The sequence below is a fragment of the Catenulispora sp. GP43 genome (assembly GCF_041260665.1).
Taxonomy (GTDB): Bacteria; Actinomycetota; Actinomycetes; order Streptomycetales; family Catenulisporaceae; genus Catenulispora.
Window position 1 is genome coordinate 143,429 of the sequence record NZ_JBGCCT010000026.1, and the last position, 23,936, is coordinate 167,364.

26 protein-coding genes are annotated in these 23,936 nt (G+C 71.1%); 14 read left to right on the forward strand and 12 right to left on the reverse strand.

Annotated elements, in window-relative coordinates:
• Positions 1-110 precede the first annotated feature (110 nt).
• Positions 111-1,562 (forward strand): S41 family peptidase, encoded by a 1,452-nt coding sequence (locus ABH926_RS39015; protein WP_370371046.1) that lies wholly within the window; start codon positions 111-113, stop codon positions 1,560-1,562.
• Between the two features lie 57 nt (positions 1,563-1,619).
• Here the strand turns inward: ABH926_RS39015 and ABH926_RS39020 are convergent, their stop codons facing one another.
• Both ABH926_RS39020 and ABH926_RS39025 read right to left on the reverse strand, forming a co-directional pair.
• Positions 1,620-2,279 carry an alpha/beta hydrolase gene (locus ABH926_RS39020; RefSeq protein ID WP_370371048.1) on the reverse strand — a complete coding sequence of 220 codons (660 nt, stop codon included), beginning with the start codon at positions 2,277-2,279 and terminating at the stop codon, positions 1,620-1,622.
• Complete coding sequence (locus ABH926_RS39025) at positions 2,279-2,629, reverse strand: WhiB family transcriptional regulator (RefSeq protein WP_370371050.1); 351 nt, start codon at positions 2,627-2,629, stop codon at positions 2,279-2,281. Before ABH926_RS39025 ends, ABH926_RS39020 begins: the two co-directional genes overlap by 1 nt.
• Positions 2,630-2,803: 174 nt before the next feature.
• Here ABH926_RS39025 and ABH926_RS39030 point away from each other — a divergent pair, with 174 nt between their 5' ends.
• Positions 2,804-3,265, forward strand: a complete 462-nt coding sequence (locus tag ABH926_RS39030; RefSeq protein WP_370371052.1) for an FAD-dependent monooxygenase — start codon at positions 2,804-2,806, stop codon at positions 3,263-3,265.
• Here the strand turns inward: ABH926_RS39030 and ABH926_RS39035 are convergent.
• Positions 3,225-3,812, reverse strand: a complete 588-nt coding sequence (locus ABH926_RS39035) for a carboxymuconolactone decarboxylase family protein (RefSeq protein ID WP_370371053.1) — start codon at positions 3,810-3,812, stop codon at positions 3,225-3,227. The genes ABH926_RS39030 and ABH926_RS39035 overlap by 41 nt on opposite strands.
• A gap of 122 nt (positions 3,813-3,934) precedes the next feature.
• Between ABH926_RS39035 and ABH926_RS39040 the strand changes: the two genes are divergently transcribed.
• A complete protein-coding gene (locus ABH926_RS39040; RefSeq protein WP_370371055.1) occupies positions 3,935-4,315 on the forward strand; it encodes a winged helix-turn-helix transcriptional regulator in 381 nt (126 codons plus the stop codon).
• Positions 4,316-4,364: 49 nt separating this feature from the next.
• A complete protein-coding gene (locus tag ABH926_RS39045; protein WP_370371057.1) occupies positions 4,365-4,709 on the forward strand; it encodes a hypothetical protein in 345 nt (114 codons plus the stop codon).
• On the opposite strand, the gene ABH926_RS39050 is transcribed toward ABH926_RS39045, so the two are convergent.
• Positions 4,682-5,935 (reverse strand): polysaccharide lyase family 7 protein, encoded by a 1,254-nt coding sequence (locus ABH926_RS39050; RefSeq protein ID WP_370371058.1) that lies wholly within the window; start codon positions 5,933-5,935, stop codon positions 4,682-4,684. The genes ABH926_RS39045 and ABH926_RS39050 overlap by 28 nt on opposite strands.
• Positions 5,936-6,188: 253 nt before the next feature.
• Between ABH926_RS39050 and ABH926_RS39055 the strand changes: the two genes are divergently transcribed.
• Entirely contained in the window at positions 6,189-6,620 is a 432-nt protein-coding gene (locus tag ABH926_RS39055; protein ID WP_370371060.1) for a DUF4234 domain-containing protein, read from the forward strand.
• 98 nt (positions 6,621-6,718) lie between these two features.
• Entirely contained in the window at positions 6,719-7,687 is a 969-nt protein-coding gene (locus ABH926_RS39060) for a zinc-binding alcohol dehydrogenase family protein (RefSeq protein WP_370371090.1), read from the forward strand.
• 20 nt (positions 7,688-7,707) lie between these two features.
• On the opposite strand, the gene ABH926_RS39065 is transcribed toward ABH926_RS39060, so the two are convergent.
• Complete coding sequence (locus ABH926_RS39065; protein WP_370371061.1) at positions 7,708-8,874, reverse strand: FAD-dependent monooxygenase; 1,167 nt, start codon at positions 8,872-8,874, stop codon at positions 7,708-7,710.
• A 101-nt stretch (positions 8,875-8,975) separates the two neighbouring features.
• On the opposite strand from ABH926_RS39065, the gene ABH926_RS39070 reads away from it, so the two are divergent.
• The gene (locus tag ABH926_RS39070) at positions 8,976-9,701 is read left to right on the forward strand and encodes a TetR/AcrR family transcriptional regulator (protein ID WP_370371062.1); all 726 of its coding nucleotides are present in this window, start codon (positions 8,976-8,978) and stop codon (positions 9,699-9,701) included.
• A gap of 1 nt (position 9,702) precedes the next feature.
• Complete coding sequence (locus ABH926_RS39075) at positions 9,703-10,296, forward strand: DUF3995 domain-containing protein (protein ID WP_370371064.1); 594 nt, start codon at positions 9,703-9,705, stop codon at positions 10,294-10,296.
• A gap of 12 nt (positions 10,297-10,308) precedes the next feature.
• Here ABH926_RS39075 and ABH926_RS39080 read toward each other — a convergent pair whose 3' ends face one another.
• Complete coding sequence (locus ABH926_RS39080; RefSeq protein WP_370371065.1) at positions 10,309-10,875, reverse strand: TetR/AcrR family transcriptional regulator; 567 nt, start codon at positions 10,873-10,875, stop codon at positions 10,309-10,311.
• 88 nt (positions 10,876-10,963) lie between these two features.
• Here ABH926_RS39080 and ABH926_RS39085 point away from each other — a divergent pair, with 88 nt between their 5' ends.
• The gene (locus tag ABH926_RS39085; RefSeq protein WP_370371066.1) at positions 10,964-11,863 is read left to right on the forward strand and encodes an SDR family oxidoreductase; all 900 of its coding nucleotides are present in this window, start codon (positions 10,964-10,966) and stop codon (positions 11,861-11,863) included.
• 83 nt (positions 11,864-11,946) lie between these two features.
• Here the strand turns inward: ABH926_RS39085 and ABH926_RS39090 are convergent, their stop codons facing one another.
• Complete coding sequence (locus ABH926_RS39090; RefSeq protein WP_370371067.1) at positions 11,947-14,019, reverse strand: glycosyl hydrolase family 8; 2,073 nt, start codon at positions 14,017-14,019, stop codon at positions 11,947-11,949.
• Between the two features lie 37 nt (positions 14,020-14,056).
• Positions 14,057-17,782, reverse strand: a complete 3,726-nt coding sequence (locus tag ABH926_RS39095; protein ID WP_370371068.1) for a beta-mannosidase — start codon at positions 17,780-17,782, stop codon at positions 14,057-14,059.
• A gap of 315 nt (positions 17,783-18,097) precedes the next feature.
• Here ABH926_RS39095 and ABH926_RS39100 point away from each other — a divergent pair, with 315 nt between their 5' ends.
• Both ABH926_RS39100 and ABH926_RS39105 read left to right on the forward strand, forming a co-directional pair.
• A complete protein-coding gene (locus ABH926_RS39100; RefSeq protein ID WP_370371069.1) occupies positions 18,098-18,595 on the forward strand; it encodes a hypothetical protein in 498 nt (165 codons plus the stop codon).
• An 81-nt stretch (positions 18,596-18,676) separates the two neighbouring features.
• Entirely contained in the window at positions 18,677-19,240 is a 564-nt protein-coding gene (locus tag ABH926_RS39105) for a hypothetical protein (protein WP_370371071.1), read from the forward strand.
• An 83-nt stretch (positions 19,241-19,323) separates the two neighbouring features.
• Here the strand turns inward: ABH926_RS39105 and ABH926_RS39110 are convergent, their stop codons facing one another.
• On the reverse strand, positions 19,324-19,974 hold the full coding sequence (locus ABH926_RS39110) for a hypothetical protein (RefSeq protein ID WP_370371072.1): 651 nt from the start codon (positions 19,972-19,974) through the stop codon (positions 19,324-19,326).
• Positions 19,971-20,477 (reverse strand): RNA polymerase sigma factor, encoded by a 507-nt coding sequence (locus ABH926_RS39115; RefSeq protein WP_370371074.1) that lies wholly within the window; start codon positions 20,475-20,477, stop codon positions 19,971-19,973. The genes ABH926_RS39110 and ABH926_RS39115 overlap by 4 nt, the downstream gene beginning before the upstream one ends.
• A 326-nt stretch (positions 20,478-20,803) precedes the next feature.
• Between ABH926_RS39115 and ABH926_RS39120 the strand changes: the two genes are divergently transcribed.
• Complete coding sequence (locus ABH926_RS39120; protein ID WP_370371092.1) at positions 20,804-21,847, forward strand: S1C family serine protease; 1,044 nt, start codon at positions 20,804-20,806, stop codon at positions 21,845-21,847.
• A gap of 13 nt (positions 21,848-21,860) precedes the next feature.
• Here the strand turns inward: ABH926_RS39120 and ABH926_RS39125 are convergent, their stop codons facing one another.
• Positions 21,861-22,244 carry a cupin domain-containing protein gene (locus ABH926_RS39125; protein ID WP_370371076.1) on the reverse strand — a complete coding sequence of 128 codons (384 nt, stop codon included), beginning with the start codon at positions 22,242-22,244 and terminating at the stop codon, positions 21,861-21,863.
• Between the two features lie 64 nt (positions 22,245-22,308).
• Here ABH926_RS39125 and ABH926_RS39130 point away from each other — a divergent pair, with 64 nt between their 5' ends.
• A complete protein-coding gene (locus tag ABH926_RS39130) occupies positions 22,309-22,779 on the forward strand; it encodes a MarR family winged helix-turn-helix transcriptional regulator (RefSeq protein WP_370371077.1) in 471 nt (156 codons plus the stop codon).
• A 95-nt stretch (positions 22,780-22,874) separates the two neighbouring features.
• Positions 22,875-23,102, forward strand: coding sequence for a hypothetical protein (locus tag ABH926_RS39135; protein WP_370371079.1), 228 nt, complete (start codon positions 22,875-22,877; stop codon positions 23,100-23,102).
• A 122-nt stretch (positions 23,103-23,224) separates the two neighbouring features.
• On the opposite strand, the gene ABH926_RS39140 is transcribed toward ABH926_RS39135, so the two are convergent.
• Complete coding sequence (locus ABH926_RS39140; protein WP_370371081.1) at positions 23,225-23,746, reverse strand: GNAT family N-acetyltransferase; 522 nt, start codon at positions 23,744-23,746, stop codon at positions 23,225-23,227.
• Between the last annotated feature and the right edge of the window lie 190 nt (positions 23,747-23,936).

A 23,936-nucleotide genomic window follows, 5' to 3' on the forward strand; every position in this document is an offset into this window, starting at 1 on the left:
CCCTCAGAAGGTGTGAGGGTCCGGGCGCCGTGGCGTCATCCCGAAGGATGAGCGGCACAGAGAACTGACGGCCGATGTCCGGGCCCGCTCCGGCGCAGCACGCTGACAGCATGAACCGAACCAGCACACGACGCACGCCGCGCCGAAGGACGCTCTGCCGGGCCGGTGCCGTCACCGTCGCCGCGGCGCTGGTGACGGCCGCGGCCGCGACCGGCGCCGAAGCCGGGGCAGGACGGTCCCCGCTCGACGGCGTGTGGCGGATGGACGGCTACGGCACGGTCCTGGACGTCGAGGGCGGCACCGTCGCGTCCTACGAGACCACCGCCATCAGCTGTCTGCCGGACTTCACCGGAGACCAGGTCGGGGCGAGCGGGCCTGACGGGGATACGACTTTCGCAGTGGGGACCACGCAGTTCACCCTCCGCCCCGAGCGGCACGCGCGGGCGCTCGCGATGACGATCCAGGAGTCGGTGGGCACCCGGCACCTCACGCGCCTGCCCACGCTCCCCGCCCGGTGCTCGCAGCCGACTCCCACCGATCCGCGCACCGTCTTCGACGTCTTCTGGCAGACCTACCAGGAGAACTATCCGTTCTTCGCCGCGCGCGGCATCGACTGGCAGGCCACCGGGAACCGTCTGCGGGCCGAGATCACCCCGACCACGACCGACGCCCAGCTCTTCCAGATCCTCACCCAGGCCTTCGCCCCGCTGAACGACGCCCACACCGCCCTCAGCGACGGCACCACGACGGTCTCGCCGTCCCGGCCCGGCACCATCGATCCGAGCCGCGGCTACGACCTCGAGATCAAGGCCTTCATCCAGGCGCACGACCTCACCACCCCGCTCCAGGAATGGGGGCGCGGCCACATCGCCTACGCGGACCTCCCCGGCGGGATCGGCTACCTGCGCCTGTCCTCGTTCGCCGGTTACACCAGCCCCGACGACAGCGGCGGCTTCTCCGCCGACCAGGCCGAGCTCACCAAGGCACTCGACGCGATCTTCACCCCGGCCCGGACCCAAGGGCCGAACGCCTTGCGCGGCCTGGTCATCGACGACCGCGTCAACGGCGGCGGCTCCGACGTCCTGGCGCTGGACGTCGTCTCGCGCCTGACCGCCACGCCGTACACCGCCTACTGGAAGAAGCACCGCGACGACCCGGGCGACCCGGCCGTGTTCAGCGACCCGCAGCCGATCCGTGTCGGCCCGTCGGACAAGCCGGTCTACCGCGGCCCCATCGCGCTGCTGACCGGCGGCTCGACGGTGAGCGCCGGCGAGACGTTCGCACAGGCGCTGACGGGCCGCTCCCCCGCCCCGGTCCGCATCGGAGAGAACACCCAGGGCTCGTTCTCCGACACGCTGAACCGGGTTCTGCCCAACGGCTGGGAGTTCGAGCTCCCGAACGAGGAGTATCCGGTCTCGCGCACCGGCCCCACCTTCGACATCACCGGGATCCCGCCGCGGATCCGGATCCCCGTGTTCCCGCCGGCCGAGATGGCAGCCGGGAAGGACACGGTGTTCAGCGAAGCGGTCGCGCTGCTCAGCTGTCCGAAGGGCAAGGGCTGAGGACCGGGCCGACCGGGCCGACCAGGCTTACCGGGCCCGGAAGCACCGACAGCCAAGTCATCGGTTCCACAGATCCGCAGACGTCAACCGCCCCGGATCGGCGTACAACTCGGCCCAGTCCAGAACGTCGTCGGCGACGCTCTCCCAGCCGGGAGCGCTCAGCGTGTGGTGACAGCCGGCGGGGTACTCGAGGTAGCTGGTGACCGCCTCCGACTTCCAGTAGCGGCGTGCGGTCGCCTCCACCGAGTCCGGCGGCACACTGCGGTCCGCACCGCTGCCGACCAACAGCAGCGGGGCCCGCAAGGACGAACGGTAGTCGATCGTCAGAGGATCGGCGCGACGAGACGGCCGTGCGCCGGTGAAGACCCGCCCACGCACTCGCCGTTCGGGAATCCGCGGCGGGTTGACGGCGACGCCTGCCACGCCGTACCCGCGATCGAGCAGCAACTGCACGATCACCCCGCCGAAGCAGTGCCCGATCAAGACCGGAGGCTGCGGCACCGTCAGCAGGAGCCGCTCGTAGTAGGTGACGACCGACGCGACCTGCGCCCAGTCGCGCGGCCCGACGCAGTCGGCGGACGGCGGAAGCGGGGCACCGGTGGCGATGACGCTGTATCCGCGCGCGGTGTAGCGGGACATCCAGCCCTGCCAGTCCAGGGTCGTGACACAGGTGCCGCCGATCAGCACGACGGTCTCCGGATGCGGCTCGGAGTTCATCACGCGGCCTCGGCCCGCGAGGCGGTGGTCTCCCGGGAACGGGCCGCCGCGATGTCGACGCGCGAAAGGCCGCCGCGCGGCCGGCGCAGCTGCGCGATGCGCTCCTGGCTCGTCGTGCCGCCCCAGATGCCGTGCTCCTCGCCGACGGCCAACGCGAACCGCGCGCACTCCTCGCGCACCGGACAGGCGTCGCACAACTCCTGGGCGAGCCGTTCCCGCTCGCGCCGGGCGAACCCGCGCTCGCCAGAAGGCGAGAAGAACCGTGCGCTGTCGGCACCCCTGCAGGCGGCGGACTCCTGCCAATCCCACAACGCGGCTATCGGCCGCAGCCCTGAACCGTTCATGGTCATGATCCCTTCTGACGCTGTCACCGCGAGGTGTCGTGGTTCCCACGTGTGGATCATGCTAAGAAGCGGCAGGTGGAGCTGGCTTCCGTCATATGACTCGTGCTGTTTCGGCAGATGGCCGGCGACCGGGGCGCGGCACGGGCCGGTCTCACGCCCCGCTCAGTCATTCGACCGTCAGTGAGCCGCCAGTCCGGTCACCGGCACCGCCAAGGAGCAGGCGCTGGCGCGCCCGCGCACCTGGCCGAGGGCGGCTGGAACGCGGCCCTGGCCGGGCTGATCGAGGGGACGCCCGACGAGGCGATCCTGCACAACCAGATCATGTTCGTCCGCCCGCTTCCCACCTTCGTCTCACGCCGGGTGGTGCTGGCCGGCGACGCCGCGCACGGCCTCTCGCCGCACATCGCCGCCAGCGGCACCCTCGGCGTCGAGGATGTCGGCGTGCTGGCTCGCGCCCTTGCCGATAACTGCGGCGACATCGCGTCCGCACTGAAGGAGTACGACGCGGATCGCCGCGTGCGCTACGAGGGCGTCCGCGAGCACTCGCGCGCCGTCGAGAGCGCCGACGACGCGCCTTCCTACGCCGAGCACTACGCGGCGTTCAGCCACTGGATGCTCGCCGAACCCCCGCGAGGCGGCTGAAGCGCGGCGAGCCGGGTTCCAGGGGAAGCCTGACGGCGCGGGCGGTGAAGCTGATGGCGTGGTACCAGCCGCAGACCATCAAGAGGTCGAGGATCTGCTCGTCGGTGAACTCCGCGGCGAGCCGGGACCAGAGTGCGTCGTCGATGTCGTTGGCGTCGTGCAGGGCGTCTGCGGCGTCGAGGAGCAGGCGGTCGCGTTCGGCGGTCCAGCAGGGATCGGCGCTGTCCCCTTCGGTGATGGACGCGATCTGGTCGTCGGTGAGGGCGGCGCGATCGGCGAAGTAGGCGACGTGCACACCCCACTCGTATTCACAGCCGCAGCGCGCGCAGGTGCGGTCGATGAGGATCTCGCGGTCGCGCAGGCTGAGGGTGAGGCGGCGGCTGAGGACGTGGCCGCCCCAGCCGTGGAGCGCCTCGGCGAGCGGGAGGCTGCGGGCATAGGTGCGGAACAACGCGATCGGCTCTTGGCCGCCGGGCATCATGCGCCGCAACAGGTCGGCGGCCTGGTCGGAGTACGGCGGTGAAAGCGGTGGGATCCGGGCGGCCATGGTGGTCGGCTCCCTTCGGGGTTCCGTGGAAAACGCTTCGATTTTAGAAGCATTGAGGGCGAGAGTAGTGTTTCTGGTTCCGAAGCGCCACCCCCTCGCACACCCGCGAAAGGACACCCCGCATGACCGCCGCACCCTCCGGCGCCCCGCGCCCCGGCCGCCCGGTCCGCGGCTCCTCCAGCGGCCGTCCGCTGATGGCCGCGCTCGACTTGTTCGGCCGACGCTGGGTGCTGCGCGTCATCTGGGAGCTGCGGGAAGAGGCGCTGGGCTTCCGGCCGTTGCAGGCGCGGTGCGACGGCATGTCGTCGAGCGTCCTGCACCAGCGCCTGACCGAACTGCAGGAGAGCCTGCTCGTCGAGCGCGACGCCGCCGGGGCCTACCGGCTCACGAAGCTCGGCGATGACGCGCGCGACGAGCTGCGCGGGCTGGTCCGCTGGTCCGAACGCTGGGCGAGTGCTTTGGAGGAGGATGCGCGGGACGAGGACGCCGCCGGCGAACGCTGATCTGGTGGAAGTCGCGTCATGAAACGGGGATTCGGCCGTCTCTTCATGTATGAAAGAGCCCCGCTACATGGTCCGGCTGGCCTTCCGCGTCCGCGCTGACAGCGTCGCCCGCATCGGCTATCTGTTCCCGGCCGCGTACTTCTCCACCGGGGAGCACGCTGAGCGGTTCGGGATGTGCCTGTGGGCCACGCGGCACCGCGATGTCGTGGCCCTGCACGTGTTCCCGCCGGTGAGCGGCCGCAGCCTCGCGCCGGACGGCTGGTCGATCGCCGAGCCGGTGCACGTCGACTGCCGGTCGCTGCCGCGCCGCCGGGTGCCGGCGATCGCCGTGGCGCCCGGCGGCGCGATGTGGTTGCAGGGAGCCGATCAGCCGTGGTGGATGGCCAAGGCGTAGAACCCGACCTTGGCGCCGACGCTGTCGTCGCTGCCGGAGCTCTGGTCGTAGTCACCGGCCTTGAAGTACATGCCGTAGCCGTTGAACGTGGAGGAGGCGGTCCAGGTCTGGGCCGCGCCGCCGTTGAGCGACAGGCTGATGGTGCTGCCGCTCAGGCCGATCACGTAGCTCCACTGCGTGCCCACCGGCACGTTGCCGACCTTGTAGAGCACCTCGTTGCCGCCGGCCGGGGTCTGCTCGATGGCCATCTTGATGTCGCCGTTGGCGTAGTAGAACAGCTCCAGCAGCGGCTTGGTCGAGCCGCCGGAGCCGAGGTGGATCTGGCCGACGCAGACGTGGTCGGGCACCTGCGTGACCTTCAGCGTCGCGCTGAGGGTGTTGGTGGTGCCCGCGGCGAACCAGTTCGCCGCCGCGCCGCTGGAGTCCATCTCGCGCAGTTCGGAGCGCGAGTAGTTGGAGTTCGGGGTGGTGACGCCGTTCTCGGGGTCCCAGAACGTCATCGCGCCGTCGGTGGAGTCGGTGTAGAAGTACGAGTCCTGATACCCGTTCGGCCCTTCGAGCTGCGCGGGCAGGATCGTGGTGGGCGAACCGGGCGAGCCGGTCGGCTCCTGCAACTCCCACAGCGACAGGTCGAAGTTGCCGCCGGGCGCGACCGAGGTGCTCAGCCCGCCGCCGCCGGTGCTGCCGCCGGAGGGCAGCGTCCACTGCTGGTTCGCGGTGCCGGTGCAGCTCCATATCTGGGCCTGCGTACCGGATCCGCCGTAGCCGGTGTCGTCCAGGCACTTGCCGGAGTTCGGGTTCAGCAGCTCGCCATTGGACTGCGGGACCCACTGCTGGGCGCCGGTGCCGTTGCAGTCGTAGAGGTCGACGGCCGTGCCGTTGGCGGTACCGGCGGACTTCACGTCCAGGCACTTTCCGAGCACCTGCAGCGTGTTGCCGGTGCTGTCCACGCTCCATTGCTGCGCACTGGTGCCGTTGCAGGAGTAGACCTGCACGGGATTGAGGTTGGTGGTGACCGCGCCGCGGTCGTCCAGGCACAGTCCCTGGTACCCGGTGACCTGGCCGGTAGCGTTTCCGGCGGAGGCCGGAGCGGCGAGCGCCAGGCTCGTCCCGGCGATGGTCAGCACGGCGCCGAGCATCCCGGCGGCGAGGGACCTGAGACGGTGGCGGCGCGACGGGTTGCCTCGCGCCCGGTGGGGCCGGGCGATTCTGGTGATCCTGGTCATTGCGGAACTCCCTTTCCGAGCCAGTGCCTGTGCAGAGGTGGGGTGCCCGAACAAGAAGGGTGCCGTGCGAGTGAATTCACATACATGAATGAGCTTTACGTAGGTGAACGGCGCACACGATAGGAAACGGCAGCGGCCTCGTCAATGCTTTGCGGCAGGCAGTCGGCGTAACCCGTGCGGCCCAGTCACCGCTTGCCGGCCCCGAGCGCCGGGCACTAGTGCGGGGAGTCACACCCCATTCGTCCCTGGAGCCATGGTGAACGGTCGCGTCGGCAAACACCGCAACATCCTGCTGGTCTGGTTCGTCTGGCCGCTGATCACGCTCGGGATCTACCACCTGGTCTGGTACTACAAGATCAACCGGGAGGCCGAGGACTTCGACGAGCGGATCGAGGTCAGTCCGCTCATCGCGCTGCTCGCCATCGCGATCGGGTGGATCATCATCGTCCCGCCGTTCGTCTCGGTGTACCGGACCGGCGGGCGGATCGCGGCGATGCAGCGGGCCGCGGGCCTGCCGGGTAGTTGCAGCGGCGTGATCGGGCTGATCCTGGTCTTCTGCGCCGGATTGCAGTCGCTGTACTACCAGCACGAGTTGAACCAGATCTGGAAGCACTATGGCGATCCGCCGGAGGGCAGCGTGGTCCCGCTCGCGGTGGACGCGGGTACGGCGCCGCCGCCGATGTGACCCGTAGCCTGGTGGTGCCAAGCCCAGCATGAACTCGCACTCCTGTCGCCGGCGGTCTGCTCGCCAGAATGATCGTCATGAGCGATGCGCGAGAGCAGATGAAGGCAGTCGTCATCCCCGAGTTCGGGGAGGCGGAGGTGCTGCGCCGGGTGGTGACCGCGGTGCCCGAGCCCGGTGCCGGGCAGGTGTCGATCGACGTGGCGTACGCCGGCGCCAACTTCGCCGAGGTGCTGTACCGGCGCGGCGTGGTGGACGTGCCGCTGCCGTTCGTGCCGGGCATCGAGGTGTCGGGGCGGGTGCGGGCGATCGGGGAGGGTGTCAGCGGGCTCACGGTCGGCCAGCCGGTGGCCGCCCTGACGATCGTCGACAGCGGCGGGTACGCCGAGGTCGCCGTCACCGACGCCGCCCTGGTGGCGCCGCTCGCCGACGACGGCTCCGCGCTGGACCCGGCCACCGCCGCCGCGCTGCCGTCCAACAGCACCACGGCCTTCCTGGTCCTGGACCAGATCGCCCGGCTCGCCCCCGGCGAGAGCGTGCTCGTGCACGCCGCCGCCGGCGGGGTCGGCAGCCAGCTCGGGCAGGTCGCGCGGCTGCTCGGCGCGGGCCGCGTGGTCGGGACGGTCGGCAGCGCGGCGAAGGTGGAGGCGGCCCGCGGCTTCGGCTACGACGAGGTGATCCTGCGCGACGACCTCGCGGCGGCCGGGCAGTTCGACGTCGTCGTGGACATGGTCGGCGGCCCCGCGCGCCAGGGCAGCCTGGACCGCCTGGCCCCGCTGGGGCGCCTGGTGGTCATGGGCAACGCCTCGGGCGCGGAAGACGTCGGCATCTCCGCGAACGAGCTCTGGTTCAGCAACAAGACCGTCTCCGGCTTCAACCTCGCCGCGTACTCGGCCGTGCACCCCGACCGCGCCGGCCAGGCGCTGCGGCGCGCGGTCCGGGCCGCGAGCGAGGGCACGCTGCGGGTGCAGGTGGAGACGGTGCCGCTGGAGCAGGCCGTCGAGACGCACCGGCGGATCGAGTCGGGGGCGACTACCGGCAAGCTGGTGCTGGACGTGGCAGGTTCCTGACAGCGTTCCCGGCAGCTCCCTCAACCGAGGGTCGGCGGCTCCCACAAGGCGTACTTGACCATCGCCTTCACCGCGGCGGAGGACGGCGTCAGCCGGATCCCGGCGTTGCGCAGCGCGACGGCGAGGCGGCCCTGGAGCTGCTGGCCGATGCGGCCGGTCCGACGGGCCGCGCCGACCACCGCCTGGGTGCGGGGACGGCGCTCGCGGTCGTAGCGGACCAGGGCCGCGTCGATCGTCGGCTCGGAGTCCAGATACGCGGCGAGGCACACCGCGTCCTCCAACGCCTGGGAAGCACCCTGGCCGAGGTGAGGGGTCATGGCGTGGGCCGCGTCACCGACGAGGACCACGCGGTCGGCGACGTAGGCGGGCAGCGGAGTGCGCAGCTCGTAGACGTCGTGCTGGAGGACGGCACCCGGCTCGGTCGCGTCGAGCAGCGCCGGGATCGGGGCGTGCCAGCCGCCGTGCCGGCGCGCCACCTCGGCGAGCGGGTCGCCGTGGCGCACGCCCTCGCCGGCGTTGGCCGCCGAGTGCCATTCGACGCGGCCGCCGGGCAGGCGGGTCGATCCGAATTCGGCACCGTGGCCCCAGGTCTGGTCGATGTCGACCTCGGTCCGCACCGGGACCGACGTCACGCCGCGCACCACCGTCGTGCCGGCGTAGACGGCGCCGGGGTGGTCCGGGAACAGCTGTGCGCGCACGCGGCTGTGGACGCCGTCGGCGGCGACCACGAGATCCACGGTCTGCGAGGTGTCGCCCGAGCCGGCGAGGCTGAAGCAGACTTCTGCGGCGTCCGCTTTGCGTACCACATGGTGCACCGTGACACCGGTGACAAGGCATCCGTCGGGCAGCGCGGAACGCAGCGCCCGATGCAGGTCGGCCCGCAGGAAGCTGTAGACCGGCGAGCCGAGGACACGCGCACCCGCCTCGGCGTCCAGATGCGACAGCCATGCCCCCGCGGGGACTCGGATCCCGCCGGCGCCCTGCGCCGCGCCGACGGCGCGCACCGCGTCGCCGACACCGAGCACGTCCAGCGCGCGCATCCCGTTGGCCTGCACCGAGATGCCGGCGCCGGCGTCGTCCAGGACCGCCGCGCGTTCCAGAACAGTGACCTGCCAGCCGACGCGCCGCAGGCCGATCGCCGTGGCCAGTCCGGCTATGCCGCCGCCCACCACCATCGCCGCCTTCATCGCCCCACCCCTTTCTTCTACATCTGTAGAACTCTCTACAGATGTAGAAGCTACGCTACAGATGTAGAAACCACAAGCGACCGCCCCAGGGAGCCCGCGGAATGCCGACCGACCAGCGCGATCGCCGCGCGCTCCTCGCCGACGCGGCCATCGACCTGCTCGCCGAGGAGGGCATGCGGGCCCTGACGCACCGCGCCGTGGACACCCGCGCCGCACTGCCGCTGGGGACCACGTCGGCCTACTTCCGCACGCGGCAGGCCCTGCTGACGGCGATCGTGAAGCGGCTGTCCGATCTGGACCGGGAGGACCTGCGGCGGGGCGGACTGGACCTGCCCTCCCAGCCGGCGGTGTCGGAACCGAAGCCGAGGCCGGAGCCGAGGCCGGAGCCGAAGCCGAGACGGGAACCGGCCGGGTCAGAGCCGAAGCCGGAGCCGGCCGCGCCCGTCGCACCGGCCGCGCCGACCATGCCGGCCGACCTCGCCGCCGTGGCCGAGGCCACCGCGGCCTTCATCGACCTCTCGCTGTCGCGCACCCGCAACCGCGCGCTGGCCCGCTACCACTGCCGCATGGAGTCGATCACGCAGCCGGATCTGCGCGCCCTACTGGCACCGCACGAACAGGCCGCCTTCCGGCAGACCCGCGACCTGTTGGCCCACCATGGGGTCCCCGACCTCGACAGCCGGGCCCGCGCGTTCGTCGCCGCCGTCGACGGACTGATCTTCGAGCGTCTCGTCGGCGGCTCCCCCGAGACGCCGGGCACCGCGGAGAACCGTGCGGAGCTCACGAAGACCGTCCGGGCCCTGCTGGCCGGCGCGACAGCGCGCTGAGATGGACACGGCCGCGGCGGGCACCGGGACCCGCAACCGGGCAGCGTGGGTCGCCATGGTGTGGGGCGTGCTGTTCGCGGTGCCCAGCTTCGTGTGGGCGACCGGGCACACCGCCGGCGCCACGTCCACTGTCTCGCCCGAGCTCGTCGCGAAGGCGCGGGACGGGGTGACCTGGTTCCTCGCCGTGCTGTGGCTGAGCGGGTTCCTCAAGCTGTTCGCGAGCGCCGTCGCTCTGGCGTTGACGCGGCAGCGCGGCACCCGCGTCGGGCGGTTCGCCGTGTTCTGCGGCTCCGGGGCTGCGGTCCTGCTGGCCGGTCACGGGCTGCTGTTCGTCATCGGCGGCGCGCTGGTGGAGTCCGGAGCGGTGCACGCGAAGCCCGATGCCGTCGCACTGCTGCGCTGGTACCTGTACCTGTGGGGACCGTACTTCATGGTCGGCGGGCTGGCGTTCGCGATGGCGACGCTCTGGTACCTGCGCCAGGCTGCGGATCGGGCACGGTTTGCCGACCAGATACAGATCGGGCGCTACGCGCGGGCCGGCGCGATCGGCGGCGCGCTGGTGGTGCTGCTCTCGACGCTGTCCGGGCTGGGGTAGGCCGGCACCGGATCAGCGGTCTGGCTCGACCAGCTTCTCCAGCGCGGCGAAGCACTCTTCCATCGACTTCGCCATGTCGCCGGATTCACTGCGCACCCACTGCGCGAACGCTGAGCGGAACACGGCGATGCCCGCGTCCGCCGCGAGCCGGGCGTCCGGGTCGGCGACGCCGCGCTCGCGCAGGCCGTCGGCGAGGGCCAGGGCGATCCGCGCCATCTTGGCGACCTCGCGCTCCTGCAGTTCCGGGTGCGCGTCGATGATGCCCTGGCGGAGCCGGGACGCGTCGTGGCGCTCGTCGAAGAAGAGCGCGACCGAGGTGACCGCGGCGTGGACCGCGGCCATCGGCGGGGCGTCGGCGGGGGCGGCGGCGAGGGCCTCGACCATCGTCGACCGCAGCAGTTCGCCGCCCTGGAACAGCACCTCGCGCTTGTCGCTGAAGTGGCGGAAGAAGGTGCGCTCGGTCAGGCCGGCGCGCTCGGCGATCTCCGCGACCGTCGTCTGGTCGTAGCCCCGTTCCACGAACAGGTCCATGGCGGCTTGTTCGAGACGTCCTCGGGGGTTCAACGGCCAGCGACTCATGGCCCCCATAGTAGTTGATGACAGCGACTGACATCAGTGCTAGCGTTGGTGATGTCAGAAACTGTCATCACTGGCCTGGGAGGCCCTCATGCGTGTTCTCGTCACCGGCGCGTCCGGACACATCGGTTCGGCCGTCGTCCCCGATCTGCTCCAGGCCGGCCACCAGGTCGTCGGGCTCGCCCGCAACGACGCCGCCGCCGAGCGGATCGCGGCCCGGGGCGCCGAGGTGCACCGCGGCGACGTCTTCGACCCGGACAGCTACCTCGACGCCGTGGCCGCCGCCGACGGCGTCATCCACCTCGCCTACGACCACTCCTTCACCGACATGGCGGCCGCGGCGGCCGAGGACCTGCGCGTGGTCCGGGCCATGGGCGAGCGGCTGGCCGGCACCGGCAAGCCGCTGGTCGCCACCACCGGCACCCTGATGCTGGCGATGCGCGCGCCCGGCGTGCTCGGCCTGGAGGAGCACGCGCTGCCCGGCGGCCCGCGCATCGACACCGAGAACGCGCTCGTGGCCCTGGCCGAGCGCGGTGTCCGCACCTCCGTGGTGCGCCTGGCCCCGCTGATCCACAGCGACCTGGACCACCACGGCTTCGGCCCGACCCTGATCCGCGTCGCGCGCGAGAAGGGCGTGGCCGGCTACCTCGGCGACGGCGCCAACCGCTGGCCGGCCCTGAACACCCGGGACGCGGCGCGCATCTACCGGCTCGCGCTGGAGTCGGCGCCCGGCGGGACCCGGCTGCACGGCGTGGAGAGCGAGGGCTACACCTTCCGCGAGATCGCCGAGACCATCGGCAAGCGGCTCGGCGTCCCGACCGCGTCGATCCCCGCCGACGAGGCGGCCGCGCACTTCGGCTTCCTGGGCGGGCTCGTCGGCCTGGACAACCCCACCTCGAACGAGTTCACCCGCAAGACCCTCGGCTGGGAGCCGGAGCACGTGGGCCTGATCGAGGACCTGGAGCAGGACCACTACTTCGTCGAGCAGTAGAGCCGGAGCGGAAACACAAAGGCACCGGCCCCGACGCCTCCCTCAAAGCGTCAGGGCCGGTGCCCTCTTTCCTCCCGGTCAGGTCAGGAAGTCGTCACCGCGGTGTCGTCGATGACGGAGTTGGTGGTCCCCCCGCTCGTGTCGGTCTCCGAGCCGGTGAACTTCACCGTGATGGTCTGGCCCGCGTAGGCCGACAGGTTCGCGGTCTGCTGCGAGTAGCCCGAGGCGGCGTTCAGGTTCGAGAACGAGCCGACCGTCGCGAGCACGGTCCCGGAGGAGTTCAGGACCTGCACGGTGAACGTGTCCGGCTTCGCCGTGGTGGTGTTCTCCGTGGTGTCGATGTGCAGCCAGTAGGTCAGCGTCGCGGAGCAGCCCGCCGGGATCGTCACAGCCTGCGAAGCCGTGTCGGTGTCCTTGCTGCCGTTGCCGTTGAACCACGCGATGTACGAACCCGAATGCGCCGGCTCGGCCGAGGTGGCCTTGGTGATCGGCGTGTACCCCAGGGTCGAGGTCTGGGTCCACGAGGTCGCACCGGACTCGAAGCCCGGGTTCGCCAGCAACTGCGCCGGGGTGCAGCCGCCACCGCTGGTCGGGTTCACCGTCAGCGTGTACGTGGCGGTGTGGGTCCCGGACGCGGCGGTGCCGCTGACGGTGATGGTGTACGTGCCGGTAGCCGTCGTCGAGTTCGTCGCCACGCTCAGCGTCGAGCTGCCCCCGGAGGTGACCGAGGACGGACTGAAGCTGACCGTGGAACCCGCCGGGCCGCCGGTGGCGCTCAGGGCGACCGACTCGGCGCTGCCCGCGGTCACCGCGGTGGAGATGGAGGCGGTCGCGGTGCCGCCGGCGGTGACGGAGCCCGACGCCGGAGACGACGAGATCGAGAAGTCGTTGGTGGGAGGCGGCGTGGAGGCCGAGGCCGGGCTCCAGTAGTCGCCGGCCATCACGATCATGACGAGGGTCTTGATGGTCTCGCCGTAGTAGCCGTCACCGTAGGGGTTGGTCTGCAGGTAGTTCCAGATCGTGTCGGTCCACGCCTGGTCCCCGGCGGCCATGGCGGACGGGCCGATCGAGTCCCCGGCCTCCTCGGCGACGTCCGAGGTGTTGTAGCCGGTGCAGTTCAGGTTCAGGTGCGGGTAGACGTTGGCCGGGTTGGAGCCCGAGACCTTCTTGGCGCACGCCGACCACTTCTGCGCCTCGCTCAGCTCGAACGAGGCCACCGAGGAACCGTTCAGCAGCGCGTCGGTCCCCATGTGCCACGGCACGCGGATGGAGTTGTAGCCGACGATGTTGTCCGGCTGGTCCTCCTGGTAGTTCGCCGGGGCCGGCTTCGGGCTGCTGCCGTCGGCGCCGACGACGAAGTCGGACAGCAGGCCGTAGGAGGACGAGTAGTTGCTCACCAGCGAGCCGTCCACGGCCTCGGTCCGGGATATGACCTTGTTCCAGTCGTGCGAGGGGTCGTACGCGGCGTAGGCCCGCAGGTGGTCGATCATGTGGTCCGAGGGCCGGGTGTCGGTGTTCGGGCCGTCGTCCTCGCACTTGAGATGGCCGTCCGGCGCCACGTTGTGGTTCCAGAAGTTGGTCAGCCAGGTCTCGGCGTCGCTGCTGTAGCCGCCCCACTGCTCGTCGGCCAGGATCAGGCCGTAGCCGATGTCCAGGTCGCCGTCGGTGGCGCCGTCCGGCGTGCCGCCGCTGTAGTACTTGCAGGTCTTGCCGTCGAGCTGCCACTGCATCATGCCGTACTGGTCTTCGTGGTCCTTGACCAGCTGCCACAGGCCGTTGAACTCGGTCTGCGCGCTGGCGTCGTACCCGGCCATCAGCGGCACGATGTTCATGCCGTAGCCCTGGCCCTCGGAGACCGGCCCGTTGTTGGTGGCGTCGCCGTCGCCCTTGGTGGACACGTAGTACTCGTTGCTGGCACAGCCGTGGACGAGGTACGTGGACTTCCAGGAGTTGTACTGCTTCTCCACGGCGGCGTCGCGCGTGGCCTGCGAGGCCGACGGCATGATGCCGACCTTGTACGTCTGGTGCTGGGGGAAGGCGTAGTTGGGCCCGGCGGCGCTGACCGGGGCGGAGTGCGCGACGGCGATCGCCACGACTCCGGCCAGGGTGCTGATTCCGGTCGCCAGGCTGAGCACACGCTGAGAGCGGCGCTTCACAGTGGTCGATCCTTTCTGGGGGTGGGGGTGGGGGGTGTCAGCTGGTCTGCAAGGCGGTGTCGTCGACCACGAAGGTGGTCGTGCCCCCGCTGGTGTCGGTCTCGCTGCCGGTGACCTTCAGGGTGATCGTCTGGCCGGCGTAGGCCGACAGGTCGGCCGTCTTCTGCGAGTAGCCCGAGGCGGCGTTCAGGTTCGAGAACGACCCGACGGTCCCGAGCACCGTTCCGGAGGAGTTCAGGACCTGCACGGTGAACGTGTCCGGCTTGGCCGTGCTGGTGCTCTCGGTGGTGTCGATGTGCAGCCAGTACGTCAGCGACGCACTGCACCCGGCGGGGATCGCCACCGACTGCGCGATCGTGTCGGTGTCCTTGCTGCCGTTGCCGTTGAACCACGCGATGTACGAACCCGAGTGCGCCGGCTCGGCCGAGGTGGCCTTGGTGATCGGGTCGAACCCCAGCGTCGAGGTCTGGGTCCACGAGGTCCCCCCGGACTCGAAGCCCGGGTTCGCCAGCAACTGCGCCGGAGTACAGCCGCCGCCGCCCGAAGACGTGACCGTCAGCGAGTAACTCGCGGTGTGCTTGGCCGACGGCGCGGTACCCGTGATGGTGATCGGATACGTGCCCGCCGGAGTGCTCGCCGCGGTCGAGATCGTCACGGTCGACGACCCGCCGGCCGTCACCGAGGCCGGGCTGAACGCCGCGGTGGCGCCGGTCGGCAGACCCGAGGCGGTCAGCGTGACGGCCTCGGCGGTTCCGCTGGTCAGGGCGGTGGAGACGGTCGCGGTGGTCGAAGAACCCTGCGCCACCGAACCGGAGGCCGGCGAGTCGGAGATCGAGAAGTCGTTCGGGGCGCCGGTTCCGGTGCCCGCGACCACGTCGGTCTTCGCCGCGTTCCAGCCGGACAGGCTCACGACCGGGGTCGCGCCCTGCAGGTCGGAGGACTTGAAGGTGGCGGTCAGGGTCTCGGACTCCCCCGGCCACAGCGTGACGTCGTTGTCGCTCCAGACCGCCGAGGTCACCTCGTTGTCGCCGGACAGCTCCGAGCCGGAGGCGGTCCCGCGCCGCAGGTCCGCGCGGAGCAGGAAGCCGACGGCCGGCGTCGTGGAGTTGTTGGTGACGGTCACCGTGACCAGGCTGTCGGCGCCGTTCGGGCCGGCCTGGCTGGTGGTCGCCGCCGTCGCGGACACCGTGGCGGCCGGCAGGTTCTGCAGGGCGCTGAGGTTCGCGTAGGAACTCATCGTGGCCTGCGGGTTGCCGCCGCCGGAGGGGATGGTCGAGCCCCAGTTGACGGCGTCCGGCGTGGTCGAGTCCCAATAGACGTTGCGGTCGACCACGGTGCCGTTCTGCTTGACCAGCAGCTCGACGAAGTAGACCGTGCCGGAGCCGCTGGGCAGCTTCGGCGTGAGCACCTTGTTCTGCACCTTCTGGGAGGCCAGCGACAGCGAGCCGGAGGTCTGGTCGTCCAGCAGGGAGCCCGCGGTGTTGTAGACCTTCGACTCGACGGTCACGCCGGACTGCGTCTGGCCCGACAGGTTGTCGACGGTCACGGTGTGGTTGTCGAGGGTGTAGATCGCGTGCAGCGTGCGGTTGGCCTCCTGCGCGCCGAAGTACGCGCCGGCCTGGTCGTAGTCGTTGTTGTAGAGCGACCACAGCAGCGTCGGCCAGCCCTTGTTCATCTGCCAGTAGATGGTGCCGGTCGAGGGCTGGGTGGCGTTGGTGGAGTGGGCGATGTAGGCCTCGAACTGCGCCCGGGTGTCCTCGTAGTTCTGTGCCTGCGCCTCCTGGACGTACTGCGCCAGGCTCGACCAGGCTCCGAAGCGCTTGGAGACGGCCTGGTCCAGGTTGTAGAGCGTGCCGAACGCGTAGCCGCTGTGGCTGGTGCCCTCATAGTTCGCGTGGTACTGGTTGGCGGCGGTGGTCTGCCACAGCGCCGACTGGTCCGAGGAGGACAGGAAGCGGTTGATCGAGTCCAGCGTCGGGACCGTGTCGCCGGCACTCTGCTCGGAGTCGAAGCCCCAGGCGCCGCCGGCGTTGGTCAGCGTGGAGTCGCCGGAGGGGTAGTGCGAGGTGTCGTACCAGTAGTTCGACGGGACCCAGTCATAAGGACCCTCCTTCTCCCCCGACACCCCGAGCTGGGAGCTGGAGTTGTACTCGGCGGAGGAGACGAACGGACCGGGGAAGTCGGCCGCGGCGAAGCCGTTCAGGGCCTGGGATTCCTGCGTCGAGGTCGGGTTGTTGTCGCTCCACTGGAAGCTGAAGATGCTCGGGTGGTTGCGCCAGATCGCGCCCTGGGTCGTCGCCGTGTTCTGGTACACGGTGCCGGCCGAGCCGCTGTTCTCCCACTCGTCGCAGCACTGGTAGCCGACGTTGACCAGGATCCCGGCGGCGTCCATCTGCTGGTAGAAGTCCGGCGGCATGAAGTGCCCCTCCAGCCGGATGGCGTTCAGGCCCATGGACTTCATCAGCGCGATCTGCTGCGCGGTGTCCGCCGGGTCGTAGCGCAGGAACAGGTCGGGGTCCCAGCCGCCGCCGCGGATCACCAGCGGCTGACCGTTGATGCCGAACTGGCGCACCCCGGAGGTCGCGGCGCTCCCGGACCCGACCAGGGACGACTGCACGGTGCGGACGCCGAAGGTCTCGGAGGTCGAGTTCAGCACGGTCGAGTTCTGCGCCACGGAGGTGGCCAGCGTGTAGAGCGGCTGCGCACCCATCTGGTAGGGCCACCAGATCTTCGGCGAGGACAGCGTCAGCGCCGGGTAGTTCGCCGGCGCGAAGGTGACGGTCGAGGTCGCGTTCGCGGCGACCGTGACGTTCTGCGTCACCGAGATCGGCGTGCCGCCGCCGGGCGGGGTGACGGTGGCGGTGACCGCGCCGGTCTGCGAGGAGCCGGTGACGTTGACCACCGAGGCCTTCACCGTCAGCGCGCTGCTGGACAGGTTGGCCGCGGTGCTCTGGTTCACGTGCGCGTCGTCGACGATCAGCGGGCCGCCGGACTCCAGCTGGACCGGGAACTGGATGCCGGTGTTGTTGTCCGGCGGGATCTGGCTCCAGTCGACGTTGTCCAGCGTGAGCATCGAGTTCGGGTTGTTCGGGTGCATCTCGATGGCCAGCGAGTTGGTGCCCGACACCAGCTTGGAGGTGATGTCGAAGACGTTCTTGTCGTAGTCGCCGGTGACGGTCGAGGACGAGGCGACCTGCGTGCCGTTGACCCAGACATCGGCCGAGCCGACGACGCCGTTCAGGACCAGCCGCGCGCCCTGGCCGCTGGCCGGCGCGGTGAAGTCGGTGCGGTACCACCACGGGACCGAGAACTGCGCGATGGTGTCGGGGCCGACCTTGGTCATCTGGCCGAAGCAGGTCTTCATGTTCGTGGAGAAGTAGACGTTCGGGCAGGTGCCGTTCTGCAGCAGGGCGTTGATCTCGGTGCCCGGTGCTCCCCCGCCGTCGTTGGCGACGGTGAGCCACCCGGAGGTGGAGAAGCCCGGCGTGGAGATCTTCGCGCCGCCCTGCGTGGCGGTCGAGCTGGTGAGGACCTTCCAACCGGTGGCCGCGCCGAGGTTCTGGACCGCGGACGAGCCGGTCGCGGGGTCCACGGCGACGGCGGTGGCGGCGGGCGCGACGGAGCGCGCGCTCAACGCCTCTTGAGGACTGCTGCCGGCCGTCGCCATCTGGACGGTGGCGGCCAGGACGGTGCAGACGAGCGCGGCGGCCCCGAAAACGCGGGCCTTGGAGCGGCGTGTGCGGATCGTGTCAATGGATCTCATGCCCGGCTCCTCGTGGGCTTGGCGGGTGACGCGGGATGCGACGGTGCTGGAGCGGTGCGCGATGGAATTAGGAAAGCTCCCTAACGAGATCGGGGCGTACGCTACTCACCCTCCGACCAGGTCGTCAAGAGTCTGCGAAAGGTCCTTAACCAGATTTGGTGGAGCACGGCCCCGCACCCCGATCGGAGTAGCGCGATCCCGGCTCCCCCGCTCAGCCGGCACCCGGTTCCGCGCCCAAGGGATGGGTCACTCTCTGGTGGGTATCTGCTCGCGCGCCGTGAGGTCGTCGGAAAAGCGGGCATGGAGGATGCGGGCATGAAGGTCTGTCGCAGGTCGTGGATCGCCGGGATGGCGCTGGGCGTGGTGTCCGTGGGGGCCACTGGCGCGGTCGCGGGGTGCAGCAGCAGCGCGTCGAGCCCCGGATCGAGCGCCGGCAGCGCGGTGTCGAGCGCGATCTCGCAGGGGGCGTCGGCGGTCGGCTCGGCGGCCTCGCAGGCGGCGTCGGCCGCGGCATCGGCGCTGGGGCAGATCAAGAACGGCGTGACCGCCACCTCGGACGTCAAGGTCGGAGCGGTCACCATCGGCTCGGACGGCAAGGCGTCAGCCGAGGTCACGGCCACGAACCCGACCAGCAGCGCGCACGATTACACGATCGCCGTGTCCTTCGACGACCAGAACGGAGGACTCCAGGACGCGACCGTGGTGAGCATCTCGAACGTCCCCGCCAACGGCTCGGGGACCGGCACCGCGAACAGCAACCGACAGCTGTCGGGGACGCTGACGGCGAAGGTGTCGGCCGCGGTGCGGCACTGACGGCCGAGCGCTCCTTGATTCCGCGTCAGGGTTCCCATACAGTCAAGCGTAAGGGAATCCTGACATCAAAGGGGGTGCGTGATGGGCTGGCTCTACGAAGGGGTCCCCGACGAGGAGCACGAAGGCCACGCGGTCGGGGTGCTCGCCAACGGCGTGATCCCGGCCTACGGCTCGGGCGGCCAGTGGTCCGAGATGGAGTTCCGGGACGGCTGGTGGTCGCCGGGTGCCGGCTCGGACGATCCGGGCGTGGAGCCGGCGTGGCTGCTGCCGGCCTGCGTGTGCGGCTGGCGCGGCGAGCGCGTCGGTTACGACCCGCAGGCCGAGGACACGGCGCGGGCGCAGTGGGACGTCCACATGGACGACGTCACCGTGTACTTCCTGACGGTCGCCAAAGCCGCCGAGGCGCTGGCCGGCGCCCTTGAGACGGCGCGCAAGGAGGGCGAGTACGACGCCCGGCCGCTGGCCGTCGTCAAGGCACTGCGGGTCACGCAGGCGCGCATCGGCTCGGAGATCGCGGCGGTAGTGGGGGCCGCTCGGGCCAAGGAGCTGAGCTGGGAGCTCATCGGGGACGCGCTGGGCGTCACACGGCAGACCGCGCATGAGCGGTACCGGGAAGTCGCGGCCGCTCCGGCACGGCCGGAATAGACACGGCTGGAACAGGCACGGCTGGAACAGAAGAGTCCCGGATCGGCGTCGCATGCCGATCCGGGACCCGTCAGACCCTCTACTCAGCCGTTCTTCTGCTCCAGCACCGCACCGCTGCCCGGACCCGTACCGGTCCGCAGGCCGCTGCCGTCGGTCCCGGTCACCGCCCCCTTCGGCGGGCCGGCCGGCAGGCTCACGCAGGCCGGCACCGGTCGGTCGGTCAACACCGAGGCGACCTGCCCCCTGCCGCCGTCGAAGCTGAAGGCGACCAGCATCGTGTCGTTCGGCGGCAGGCCCTTGGCCTGGACCGTGACCGAGCTGAGGCCGCCGGGACCGGCCTGCACGCCGAGCGTCGTCTGGCCGGCGCGCTGGGCCGGCGCGGCGAAGGAGTCGATCGAGGGGCAGCCCGGCGTGGCCTTGAGCACCACCACGCTGGCGCCGAGCCGGTGCAGCTCGGCGTTCGCGCCGGAGATGCCGCCGGCCTTGGTGACCGAGACGGTGACGGTGCCGTCGTGGTTGTCCGTCACGGCGTAGGCCGAGGCGGTTGCGCCGAAGACGGTGAAGCCGACGGCCGTGGCGCCGGCCGCCGCCACGGTGCCGGCGGTGGCCCAGGCGGGGCGCGCGTACCGGCGGCGGGTGCCCGGTACCTGCGCGGCGGCCGCGGCGTCCGTGGCCAGGGCGGCCCCGTGCTCGGCCATCAGGTCTTCGAAGAGGTGGTCGGCGAACTCGGTCATGGTGTCGCTCCGGATTCCGGGCGCGTGGTGTGCGCCCTGCGTAGACGGGTTCGGGCGCGCATGAGCCGCATGCGCAGCGCGCCCGCGGAGATGCCGAGCACTGCCGCCGCCTCCTTGGCCTTCAGGCCCGCGATGTCGACCAGCTCGACGGCCTGGCGGTCCAGGTCCGGCAGCCGGGTCAGCTCGCTGACCAGGGCCCGGCCCTCCCGCTCGGCGTCGATGCGGTCGAGGAGTTCCTCGACGTGGTCCGCCGCCAGATCGCGGCGCCCCGCCAGCCGGACCGCGCGCTCACGGCGGCGCGCGTCGGACTCGCAGTGCTTGGCGAAGACCCGGCGCGCTATGCCGAACAGCCAGGCGCGCGCGGTGCCGCGGCGGGGGTCGAAGGTGGTGTAGGAGGTGATCGCCTCGACGAACGTGTCCGCGGTCAGGTCGGCGACCGTCTGCGGATCCGTGCTGCGCCGGGCGAAGTAGGCGGTGACCGCGTCGATGTTGGCGCGGTACATGTGCTCGAAACCGGCGGCGGGGTCGTGGTCCGGGGCGGGCCGCCAGGGCCGTCCCGGATGCGTGGGCTCCGTTCGCGGCCGATCTCGAGGGCGCTGTGGGCGCTGTGGTCGCTGCGTCGTCGTCTCGCTCACACCATGGGGTTGCCGTCTTCGCCGGATTCTGTCACAGCCCGGGGTTCACACGTCTGGCGCTGGCGACGTTTGCGCAGGCCCCGGTGTGTGCAGACCACCGGGTGATCGTTGCCCCCGACTCAGCGAGGTCACCGTTGAAGCAGCGTGCGAACAAGGGTGCGGCCGCCGCCGCGGTGTGCGTGGCCCTGCTGGCCATGGCCGGCTGCGGGTCGTCGAAGCCGAAGTCGGACTCCGCACCGGCCGCGTCGTCCTCGGCGGCGGGCGGGCAGGCGAGTCCGGCGAGCCCGAACGCCGCCACGCCGCAGGTCTCCGACCAGCTGCAGTCGGACTACGAGATGATGGTCGCCAACGTCCTGCCCTCGGTGGTGCAGATCAGCACCGACAGCGGCCTGGGCTCCGGCGTGGTCTACGACACCAAGGGCGACATCCTCACCAACGCGCACGTGGTCGGGCAGGCCACCAGCTTCAAGGTCACCCAGCCCACCGGCGGCCAGCCGCTGACCGCCTCGCTGGTCGGCAGCTTCCCCACCGGCGACCTGGCGGTGATCCGGGTCAGCGGCGGCGCCGGCGGGCTCAAGCCGGCGAAGTTCGGCGACTCCACCAAGCTCAAGGTCGGGCAGATCGTGCTGGCGATGGGCAGCCCGCTGGGCCTGACCGGCACCGTGACCGAGGGCATCGTCTCGGCGCTGGGCCGGACCGTGACCTCCAACGACGCCAACGGCGCCGCGATCACCGTGGGCGACGCCATCCAGACCTCCGCGGCGATCAACAACGGCAACAGCGGCGGCGCGCTGGTGGACCTGTCCAGCGAGGTGGTCGGCATCCCGTCGGCCGCGGCCCTGAACCCCGAGCTCGGCAACAGCGCCGCGCCCGGCATCGGCTTCGCGATCCCGACCGCGACCGCGACCCGGATCGCCGACCAGCTGATCGCCTCGGGCAAGGTCACCGACTCCGGCCGCGCCGCGCTCGGGGTGAAGGTGCAGGGCGTGGTGGACAACAACGGGACCCCGGCCGGCGTCGGCATCGCCCAGGTGGAGGCGAACAGCGCCGCCGGGGCGGCCGGGCTGAAGGTCGGCGACGTGATCACCGCGGTGAACGGCACGCCGACGCCGGACCCGACGACGCTGTCCCAGGTGCTGGTGACGCTCAAGCCCGGACAGCAGGTCAAGGTGGACTACACGTCCCCGGACGGATCGAAGCACACGGCGACGGTCACGCTCGGGACGCTGAACGGGTGAGCGGACGGACCGCTCAGACAGTCCACGGCGGGACGATGCCGTCGCCCTCGCGCGGCAGCGTCCACGCCCGTCCCCCGGCCGGCGCGGTCACGATCGCGCTGAACCCGGCAACCGGGTCCGGGGTGACCCGGCGCTCGGCGTCGGCCGGCACCACGATGGTGTCGCCGGCGCGCAGCGCGTGCTTGTCCCCGGCCAGTTCCACGTCCGCGGCGCCGGCGGTGAAGAGCCAGATCTGCTCGACGTCGATGACGTGCAGCGGCCCGGCCGGCGCCCCGGCCTCGACGTCCACGCGCCAGATCGGCCGCTCGGCGGCACCGAGCGTGGGCGAGGCGAGGGTGGTCATGGTGCCGGCCGGGGTCTGGCTGCGGCGGGTCTCGGAGGTGCGGATGACGGACATGGAGGGCTCCTCGGTCTACAATCGACAACGGCGTTGTCCTAACTAGACAATAAGGTTGTCGATTGTGTCAAGAGCGCTCCCGCCGCCAGGCTCTGACCTGCCGTTGCTCATGCTGCTCGGCTTCCGGGCCCTGATCGACGACGTGCACACCGAGCTCGCCGAGGCCGGCCACCCGGGCTTCCGGCCGCTGCACGGCGTCACGTTCAAGGCCATCGGCGAGGGCGTCACCGCCTCCGAGCTCGGCCGGCGCCTCGGCGTGTCCAAGCAGGCGGCGGGCAAGACCATCGAAGGACTCGAACGCGAGGGGTACGTGGAGCGGGTCGCCGACCCCGCGGACGCCCGCAGCAAGATCATCCGACTCACCCCGCGCGGCACGGAGGTGCAGCAGCGCGCGTTCGAGGCGATGGCCGGCCTGCGCGCACGCTGGGCCGAGCGGCTCGGCGAGGAGCGGATGACCGCGATGGAGGAGGCGCTGCGGGAGATGACGGCCGACCGGGAGATGAAGTTCGACATCCCAGGGTGGTTCAACGGTTAGCCCGGGCGCGCCGATCATCGGTCTTATGCCGCCCTCGGCCGAGCGGGGCCGTGTCGGTACCGGCAGCGCGGTGGGCGAGCGACTCGACTGTGATCATGAGACATCGCCCGCTGACCGCCCTGACCCTCGCCGCAGTGATCGTGACGGCCGCACCCGCCGAGGCGTTCGCGGCAGCGGGACGTCCGGCACTGCCCGCGGCGGTGATCGAACCGGAGAAGCAGGCCGCAGATTCGGTCGGGCTGCTGGCCGGCGGCATGGTGGTCGCGGCGAGCGCCGCTTTCGCGGGGATGGCGATGGTGCGGGGGAAGAAGGCGCGGCGGTGAGGTGCCCGGGCTGATCGGCCGGTTGGCAGGCCTGCGAGTCATGGCCGGGCTGGGCTGAGCAGGGCGCGAAAGCTGCGCCATCTGAGCTGATCGGCCGCTTCAGATGGCTGGCCGGCTGCCGACTACCCGACCGGCCCCACATAGAACCGCACCCTGGCCGGAAGCCCGTCGGCGGCGATCCACCCGCCGTCACCGCTCCCCGCCAGCCGCCATCCGGCCCGCTCGTACAGCGCGATCGCGCCGGCGGCCGCCGCGTCCACTTCGAGCACCGCCTGGAGCCCCTCGTCTCTCGCCGCCCGGGCTGCCCGGTCGAGCAGGTCCGTGGCCAGGCCGCCGCGGCGCGCGTCCACCGCCACGAACAGGCGCGCGACCAGGGCGAGCTTGGCCGCCGGGAGGGCGAGCGCCTCGGCGATGGCGGCGCCGGCCCGGGTGAGTGCCACGTGGCCGAGGACCCGGTCGGTGTCGGTGTCGGTGTCGCCCGCGGTCGCGATCCAGCAGCCGATCATGTCCCGCGGCGTCAGCCAGCCCTGGGGGTCGGCCGGCCAGCGGACCGGGTAGCCGTCGGTTTCGTGGACGCCGCGCAATGCCTCGGCGCAGGCCGGCAGGTCGGTGGGGCGGCGGGGGCGGATCACTCGTTCGGGCACGGCGTCCAAGGATAGGCGCGGCGCGGCTTCGGTCGTTGTCATGGTGATGTGCGTGGTCGGGGGGGGGGGCCCCGCCGGGGGGGGGGGGGGGCCCCCCCCCCCCCCCCGGGGCCCCCCCCCCCCCCCCCAAACAAAAAAAGACCCAAAAAAAAGGGAAAAAAAACCCCCCCCCCCCCGAAACCAAACCCCC

What these genes read in the sequence shown, in the direction of transcription:
- ABH926_RS39015 (WP_370371046.1), top strand. Translation starts at nt 111, where the DNA reads ATGAACCGAACCAGCACACGACGCACGCCGCGCCGAAGGACGCTCTGC.
- ABH926_RS39020 (WP_370371048.1), bottom strand. Translation starts at nt 2,279, where the DNA reads ATGAACTCCGAGCCGCATCCGGAGACCGTCGTGCTGATCGGCGGCACC.
- ABH926_RS39025 (WP_370371050.1), bottom strand. Translation starts at nt 2,629, where the DNA reads ATGACCATGAACGGTTCAGGGCTGCGGCCGATAGCCGCGTTGTGGGAT.
- ABH926_RS39035 (WP_370371053.1), bottom strand. Translation starts at nt 3,812, where the DNA reads ATGGCCGCCCGGATCCCACCGCTTTCACCGCCGTACTCCGACCAGGCC.
- ABH926_RS39040 (WP_370371055.1), top strand. Translation starts at nt 3,935, where the DNA reads ATGACCGCCGCACCCTCCGGCGCCCCGCGCCCCGGCCGCCCGGTCCGC.
- ABH926_RS39045 (WP_370371057.1), top strand. Translation starts at nt 4,365, where the DNA reads ATGAAAGAGCCCCGCTACATGGTCCGGCTGGCCTTCCGCGTCCGCGCT.
- ABH926_RS39050 (WP_370371058.1), bottom strand. Translation starts at nt 5,935, where the DNA reads ATGACCAGGATCACCAGAATCGCCCGGCCCCACCGGGCGCGAGGCAAC.
- ABH926_RS39055 (WP_370371060.1), top strand. Translation starts at nt 6,189, where the DNA reads ATGGTGAACGGTCGCGTCGGCAAACACCGCAACATCCTGCTGGTCTGG.
- ABH926_RS39060 (WP_370371090.1), top strand. Translation starts at nt 6,719, where the DNA reads ATGAAGGCAGTCGTCATCCCCGAGTTCGGGGAGGCGGAGGTGCTGCGC.
- ABH926_RS39065 (WP_370371061.1), bottom strand. Translation starts at nt 8,874, where the DNA reads ATGAAGGCGGCGATGGTGGTGGGCGGCGGCATAGCCGGACTGGCCACG.
- ABH926_RS39070 (WP_370371062.1), top strand. Translation starts at nt 8,976, where the DNA reads ATGCCGACCGACCAGCGCGATCGCCGCGCGCTCCTCGCCGACGCGGCC.
- ABH926_RS39075 (WP_370371064.1), top strand. Translation starts at nt 9,703, where the DNA reads ATGGACACGGCCGCGGCGGGCACCGGGACCCGCAACCGGGCAGCGTGG.
- ABH926_RS39080 (WP_370371065.1), bottom strand. Translation starts at nt 10,875, where the DNA reads ATGAGTCGCTGGCCGTTGAACCCCCGAGGACGTCTCGAACAAGCCGCC.
- ABH926_RS39085 (WP_370371066.1), top strand. Translation starts at nt 10,964, where the DNA reads ATGCGTGTTCTCGTCACCGGCGCGTCCGGACACATCGGTTCGGCCGTC.
- ABH926_RS39095 (WP_370371068.1), bottom strand. Translation starts at nt 17,782, where the DNA reads ATGAGATCCATTGACACGATCCGCACACGCCGCTCCAAGGCCCGCGTT.
- ABH926_RS39100 (WP_370371069.1), top strand. Translation starts at nt 18,098, where the DNA reads ATGAAGGTCTGTCGCAGGTCGTGGATCGCCGGGATGGCGCTGGGCGTG.
- ABH926_RS39105 (WP_370371071.1), top strand. Translation starts at nt 18,677, where the DNA reads ATGGGCTGGCTCTACGAAGGGGTCCCCGACGAGGAGCACGAAGGCCAC.
- ABH926_RS39110 (WP_370371072.1), bottom strand. Translation starts at nt 19,974, where the DNA reads ATGACCGAGTTCGCCGACCACCTCTTCGAAGACCTGATGGCCGAGCAC.
- ABH926_RS39115 (WP_370371074.1), bottom strand. Translation starts at nt 20,477, where the DNA reads ATGTACCGCGCCAACATCGACGCGGTCACCGCCTACTTCGCCCGGCGC.
- ABH926_RS39120 (WP_370371092.1), top strand. Translation starts at nt 20,804, where the DNA reads ATGGCCGGCTGCGGGTCGTCGAAGCCGAAGTCGGACTCCGCACCGGCC.
- ABH926_RS39125 (WP_370371076.1), bottom strand. Translation starts at nt 22,244, where the DNA reads ATGTCCGTCATCCGCACCTCCGAGACCCGCCGCAGCCAGACCCCGGCC.
- ABH926_RS39135 (WP_370371079.1), top strand. Translation starts at nt 22,875, where the DNA reads ATGAGACATCGCCCGCTGACCGCCCTGACCCTCGCCGCAGTGATCGTG.